The organism is Marinicella meishanensis, from assembly GCF_019931145.1.
In the GTDB taxonomy this organism is placed as follows: Bacteria; Pseudomonadota; Gammaproteobacteria; order Xanthomonadales; family Marinicellaceae; genus Marinicella; species Marinicella meishanensis.
Genome location: NZ_JAIOUV010000012.1, coordinates 98,979 through 105,608, shown reverse-complemented (window position 1 = coordinate 105,608; position 6,630 = coordinate 98,979). Strand labels below are relative to the sequence as shown.

6 protein-coding genes are annotated in these 6,630 nt (G+C 51.8%); all 6 read right to left on the bottom strand.

Annotated elements, in window-relative coordinates; translation table 11 throughout:
• Positions 1 to 375: 375 nt before the first annotated feature.
• The 6 genes from K7G70_RS17795 to K7G70_RS17770 all read right to left on the bottom strand — a co-directional run bounded on the left by K7G70_RS17795 (position 376) and on the right by K7G70_RS17770 (position 6,499).
• Complete coding sequence (locus tag K7G70_RS17795; protein WP_223790014.1) at positions 376 to 657, bottom strand: hypothetical protein; 282 nt, start codon at positions 655 to 657, stop codon at positions 376 to 378.
• Between the two features lie 32 nt (positions 658 to 689).
• Positions 690 to 950, bottom strand: a complete 261-nt coding sequence (locus K7G70_RS17790; protein WP_223790013.1) for a hypothetical protein — start codon at positions 948 to 950, stop codon at positions 690 to 692.
• Between the two features lie 239 nt (positions 951 to 1,189).
• Positions 1,190 to 2,410: a sigma-54-dependent transcriptional regulator gene (locus tag K7G70_RS17785; protein WP_223790012.1), complete on the bottom strand. Its 1,221-nt coding sequence runs from the start codon at positions 2,408 to 2,410 to the stop codon at positions 1,190 to 1,192.
• Positions 2,407 to 3,309 carry a 5'-3' exonuclease gene (locus K7G70_RS17780; RefSeq protein ID WP_223790011.1) on the bottom strand — a complete coding sequence of 301 codons (903 nt, stop codon included), beginning with the start codon at positions 3,307 to 3,309 and terminating at the stop codon, positions 2,407 to 2,409. Before K7G70_RS17780 ends, K7G70_RS17785 begins: the two co-directional genes overlap by 4 nt.
• 3 nt (positions 3,310 to 3,312) lie before the next feature.
• Positions 3,313 to 5,022, bottom strand: a complete 1,710-nt coding sequence (locus K7G70_RS17775; RefSeq protein WP_223790010.1) for a bifunctional sulfate adenylyltransferase/adenylylsulfate kinase — start codon at positions 5,020 to 5,022, stop codon at positions 3,313 to 3,315.
• A 7-nt stretch (positions 5,023 to 5,029) separates the two neighbouring features.
• A complete protein-coding gene (locus tag K7G70_RS17770) occupies positions 5,030 to 6,499 on the bottom strand; it encodes a sigma 54-interacting transcriptional regulator (RefSeq protein ID WP_223790009.1) in 1,470 nt (489 codons plus the stop codon).
• Positions 6,500 to 6,630: the final 131 nt, after the last annotated feature.

Sequence of the window (6,630 nt, the reverse complement as noted above, 5' to 3'; positions counted from 1 at the left end):
CTCCAATACAATCTGTGTGATCAATTAATACATTAAGCTCACTGAGCTTGTCGAAGTGACATAAATACTTGGAGATGCTTCGACAGGCTCACCCATCTTGTTTATTAAGATCACAATCAGTGGCGCTGTCTTCAGTCGGCGTGGGGTTGGTATTTGTACAGATAAGATGACAGCCTTACAGCGATCCAAACCAACACCTCACCACCATACCAGCGAGTGATGGCTGCGGCCTAGGCCTGGCCATGTCATCGACTGAAGTCGATGCTCCAGGGGGTTGCTGGACCGCCGGCGGCTCGCCGGCATGCAGATATGAGTTCAAACTGGCATGCCAAGAGATTTCTCCACTCGCTGCGCTCGGTCGAAATGACCGGTGGGTCAGCGGTGTTTTTTGGCCCATTCGATGAAGGGTTTGAGTTGTTCATCGGCGAGGATTTTTTCCAGGGTGTTCAGTTCGCGGCCGAGGTGTTTTTCGCTGTGTTGTTGGTGAATGAAAGAATGGCAGCGGCGACACACATCGACGCCGCGGGTGCGCATGTCTTCGCGGCTGAAATTTTTGCGGAACCATTTGTTTTTATGGCAGGTTCTGGGGATCAGGTGGTGGAAGGTGATGTTTTGATCGGTGCCGCAGAGTTGGCAAATGGGTTTTTGTTGTGTCATGAAATGTCGATGAGCAATTACAACTGAATAATTCAATACAACTCAGCCCACGTGCTGGCTAATTGGTCTTCTTCTTTTAAGATCGGTGCTTGAAATGCTCCTGGCTGCAAAAACAATTCTTTCGGCACAGCCTCTGCGCGGGTCATTCTCCACAGGTGGTGCAAAAACCTTCTCAAAGTCGGCAATGCATCTGCCCATGCCAAATCATACTCTAGCCAAGTATCGCCCTCTCGGGGATAGAATGCTGGCACATACACCAGTTTGATTTTTTTCTCAGACTCGATCTTGATCATCACATGCGGCTCATCTTTCAAGCCATGGTGGTCCAAAGTGGAAATCACCAGGGTCCTCATGCTGGTTCCGACCCGAAAAAACCGGTGATGCCCTTGTTCAATTCAATGCCGAATGATGAATAGCGTGGTCTGTTGCCACTCAGCAAATTCAGGAAAACCCCTTACGAACGCTGACACCTGTTCCCAAGAAGCCACATTGGCTTTGATGTGTTCAGCTCTCATGACGATTCAAGCCGAGTTCAATCAATCCCCAGCTTTTTGATTTTGTATCTGAGGGCGCGGAAGCTGATGCCGAGCAGGTCGGCGGCTTTGGTTTTGTTGTTGTTGGTTTTGGCCAGGGCATTGGTGATTTCGCGGATTTCGATGTCCTCAATGTATTTTTCCAGGTTCATCTCTTTGCTCAACTGCGGTTGGAAGCCGGTGTTTTCCAGTTGGATGTCGTCTTCGCGGATCAGTTGGTTTTGGCAATTGACCGCGGCTTTTGACAGCACCAGGTCCAGCTCTTTCATGTTGCCCGGAAAATCGTGGGCTTTGAGCTTGGCCAGGGCGGTGGGGTGAATTTTACACGGCAGTTTGTTCCAGCTTTCGGCCAGTTGTTCCAACCGGGCTTTGCAGATGTCACTCAAATCGTCTTTCATCTGCAACACACTTCGGGTTTCGATTTCACCGACGCAAATGACCCGGAGCAGGCCTTTCTTGATGCCGAGTGAATGTTTGAATTCTTCTTCGGTCCAGTTGGTGGTGACCAGGATGCGTTGGTTGGCATCCAAGGCTTTGATGAAGTTGATCACCACGGTTTGTTGTTCCGGTTTGAGTTGTTCCAGGTTTTGGTAGATCAACGTGCCTTGATTGTCAGGGGTCAGGTTTTCATCGGCATCGGCACAGTCAATGAAGGTCAGTTGCTGGCGACTCAAGGCGCTGTTTTCATGGATCAAAGTCGCGACCTTTTCTTTCCAGGTGCCGCGTTTGCCATAAATGATCACCGGCACCTGGCTGTTGGCGTATTTGGCAATCAACTCATCAAGGCGTTGGAAATAGGCGGTGTCGATGTCGATTTTTGCCGCTTCGGTCTCAGCGGCTGGTTGTTCGTGTTTTTGCAATCCGGTGATCACCAATTGGCGCAGGGTGTCCAAACTGATGGGCTTGGTGATGAAATCATAGGCCCCTTTTTTCAGGGTTTCCACCGCGTGGTTGATGGTGCCAAAGGCGGTGATCACCGCGATCGGGGTGGTGGGGTATTCCTGATTCACGTGTTCGACCAGCTCACTGCCGTTGCCGTCGGGTAATTTGAAATCGGACAAACACAAATGAAAGGTGGTTTTTGACAACTGGTATTTGGCGGCACCGAGGCTTTCGGCCTTATATACTTTGAAGCCCATGCGGGACAGGGAAATTTCCAGCAGTTGCAGGATGTCCGGTTCATCATCCACCACCAAAATCTTTTTTTGTTCGTTAGTCATAAGTCTGCCGCTTCCAATAATTCTCGTCGCATCATTGGGCCGAATCTCATTTCTTCGATGAATGAAAGCAAAGGTTCCCGGTCCACTTGTGATTTCATTATATCACTATTTTCCAACGGCGCATCAAGCACAATTTTGGACAACAATTTCGACAAGCGGGCGTCTTCATGGTGGTTCATGATCTTCTTTTGACAAGATTTGGCGCCACGAAAACTCAAGTGCTCAATCTCTCGGTAGCGGTCCAGCAAGCTTTCCAAGTCATTGAAATGGTTCAATAAAATGCAAGCGGTCTTGGCGCCAATACCCTTCACGCCGGGGATGTTGTCGACCGCATCACCGGCCAAAGCCAGGTAGTCACAGACCTGATCCGGCCGGACCCCAAATTTCTCGGTCAAAGCCTCAAAGTCCAGGGGTTTGGATTTGCCGTAATCCCACCACCAATCCCCCGGTCGCACCAATTGGGCCAGGTCTTTGTCGGCACTGACCACACACACCGCATGACCTTGTTCGGCGTGGGTTTGGTGCAAGGTGCCGATCAAATCATCGGCTTCGTAACTGTCGTCGGCAAACACCGACACCCCCAACAAACGACTCAACTGTTGGCACAGCTTGAATTGTCGCTTCAGGTCTTCCGGCGCCGGATCGCGGTTGGCCTTGTAAGGTGGATAAATTTCGTTGCGGAACGATGTGGTCAAAGCCTCATCGAAGGCGGTGGCGATCAATTGCGGTTGGGTTTGTTTGATGAAGCGGCACAAGAACCGGGCAAAGCCATACACCGCGTGATTGGAATGACCATTCACATCGACCAAATCCGGTGACATCGAATAATAACTGCGGAACACAAAAACCGACGAATCGATCAGGAAAGCCGTCGGTTTTTTCTGGGGTTCTGCGGTCATGGCTTATCCAATCAGACCCATGGCCTCGAGTTTCAAGACGATGCGCTGGGTGGCTTGGTCGGGAGAGAAGTTCAATGTGTTGATCTCCACTTCCGGTGTTGCCGGGGCTTCATAAGGGTCACTGATGCCAGTGAACTCTTTGATCACGCCTTTGCGGGCCAAGGCATACAAGCCTTTGCGGTCCCGTTTCTCACACTCTTCCAAGGGGGTGGAGACGTGGATTTCCAGGAAGCCACCCAAGGGCTCAATCATGCCGCGCACTTCGGCGCGCATTTTTTCATATGGGGCAATCGGCGCGCAGATGGCCACCCCGCCGTTTTTGGTGATTTCACTGGCCACATAGCCAATGCGTTGCACATTAATATTGCGGTGCTCTTTGGAAAAGCCCAACTCACTGGACAGGTGTTTTCTGACCACATCGCCATCCAGCAAAGTGACCGGGCGGTTGATCATTTCCATCAACTTGACCCGCAGGGCGTTGGCGATGGTGGATTTACCGGAACCCGACAGGCCGGTGAAGAACACGGTGAAACCTTGTTTGTTGCGTGGTGGGTAACTCTTGCGCAATTCGGTCACCACCTCGGGGTAGGAAAACCACTCGGGGATTTCCAAGCCCAACTGCAAGCGGCGGCGCAACTCGGTGCCCGAGATGTTGAGGATGTTGTCGCCCTCATTCACTTCTGACACAGGAATGTATTGGGCCTTGTCTTGGGAGTACACCATCATTTCGAATTCAACCATTTGGATGCCCAACTCGGCTTCGTGTTGTTGCAACAACTCTTGTGCGGCATAGGGGTCATAGAACGGTTGACCGTTGGAATCATCGCCCGGGCCAGCGTGATCGCGCCCGACGATGATGTGGGTGCAGCCATAGTTTTTGCGGATGATGGCGTGCCACAAGGCTTCACGTGGACCGCCCATGCGCATGGCCAAAGGCAACAAGCTCAAAGCGGTGGTGCGCTCAGGATAGCGGTCCATGACCTGTTCGTAGCAGCGCACGCGGGTGAAGTGGTCGATGTCACCCGGTTTGGTCATGCCCACCACCGGATGGATCAACAGGTTGGCTTCAACCCGTTGGGCGGCGCGGAAAGTCAATTCCTGGTGCGCGCGGTGCATGGGGTTGCGGGTTTGGAACGCCACCACCCGTGACCAGGACAGTTTTTTGAACTTGGCGCGGATCTCTTGTGGCGTGTGGCGGTGTTGTTTGTAGTCATAATGGGTCGGTAATTGCAAACCCAACAACTCGCCACCCAGGTACCAATCGTTGGTTTGGTTCATCAAATGATGTACCGCCGGGTGCTTCTCGTCGGTGGTGCCATACACGGCTTGGGCTTCGGCCGCCCGATCCACCGCCCAAACGTCGGCCACTTTGAGCACCGCCAACACCACCCCTTCTTCATCGCGCAGGGTCAAATGCCCGGCTGCGACCGCGGCGTCCTTGGTTTTTTCATCCACGTCCAGGGTGATCGGCATTGGCCACAAGGTGCCATCGGCCAAGCGCATGTCTTTGAGTACCGCCTGATAATCGGCCTGTTGCATGAAGCCGGTCAAGGGTGAGAAGGCGCCATTGAGCAACAATTCGATGTCACAAACTTGGCGTGGTTTCAGGTCCCAATCAGGCATTTCATTGGCCAATTGTTGTCGTTGTTCTTTGTCTGCTTGGCTGGGGATCAAGTTCACCAGCTCGCCACCATGGGCTTCAATAAGGTTCATAAGGTTCTCAGTTGCTGTCGTTTAATTTGTATTTGTTGATTTTTTGCGCGATGGTGGTGTGCGAGACCCCCAATTGGCGCGCCAGTTTTCTGGTCGATGGAAACTTTTGGTACCAGTGTTGTAAAAAGTGTTTCTCAAATTCGCTCACCGCCTCGCCCAAGGTCATGCCTTCCAAGTCGGCTTCCAAACTCATGGCCCCTTCCAGGTCCAAATCGCTGGACTGGATGGTGCCGTCTTTGGCCAACATCATGGCTTTGTACAAGGCGTGGCGCAATTGGCTGGCGTTGCCCGGCCAATAATAGCGCTTCAATTTGGCCGCAGCATCCAGGGACAAACCAACTTCCTGGCCATATTGTTGGTTCAGTTGGTGCAAAAAATGCTGCAACAAAGGCTCAATGTCTTCGGGTCGCTCACGCAATGGCGGCACATCCAGGCGCAGCACATCCAGTTTCAACACCAATTCTGGCAACAACTTGCCAGCTTGTTGGTGGTGACTGAGTTTTTGCGCCGAGGACACCATCACCCGCACACAGGGGTTGGCCGGTTGTTGCAAGTGATCCAACAATTTCTGCTGGATGTGGTGATCCATGAATTCAATGTGGGATAAGAACAACGTGCCCGACTGGTTCAAGGCCAACACCCCGGGTTGTTGATTGACCCCAAACAACAGGCTTTCCATGTCTTCGCTCTTCATCGCCTGACAATCAATCACCGTGAACAATTCATGTTGGCGGGGGCTGAGGCTGTGACAGGCATGGGCCAACAAAGTCTTACCGGTGCCGGTCTCTCCGACGATGTTCAGAGGCGCATCGACGTGGGCCAGGGTTTTGGCTTTTTGCAACACCGCATCAAAGGCGGCCGATTGGTAAACCAATTTTTCCAGGCCATCGATTTGTTCGCCTTGCATGACGAAGCTGGACGCGCGGATTTTGTCGTGATCGCGGAACAGCAACATGGCCCCAGACATTTGACCATTGGTGTCTTGGGTGCCTTGCACTTCCAACAACAAGGTCCCGGCAATGGTTTGGATGTTCACCGGCAAGTGCGAATTGGCCGCGGCATTGACTTTGTCTTGCCAGCCCTCGGTGACAAAAATCTGCTTCATGCTCAACGGCATTTTTTGGCCTTCGGCATGCGGGGCAAACAACTTTTTGGCTTTGTCATTGGCATAGGCCACCTGACCTTTGTTGTTGACTCCGATCACCGGATCGGGCATCACTTGCATCAAAGAGGCCAGCATGTTTTGGGTTTCAACCCCAGGCAACACATCGATTTGGTTGACCCACTTGATGCCGGGAATTTTCATCAACAAGCTGGCAATGGTGCCTTGGGTGGACTTGGCCAATTCTTGGGTGTGCAAATAAATCTTGCCGTCTTCGACTTCAACTTTGATCAGGTCGGCTTGGTGCTGTCGCAACAACGACAACACATCATCGGTGATGCCGAGTTTGTTTTCTGTGGTGATGGCCAGCTTCATGGGTGTAAAAAAATCCGTACATTTGAATAAATGTTATTTTTCAATTGCTTACGAAATAATAAATTCTCGATGTAACGAAAATGTTACGTATTTTAACTGGGTTGACCCGTGGCCACAACCTAAAATGAAGG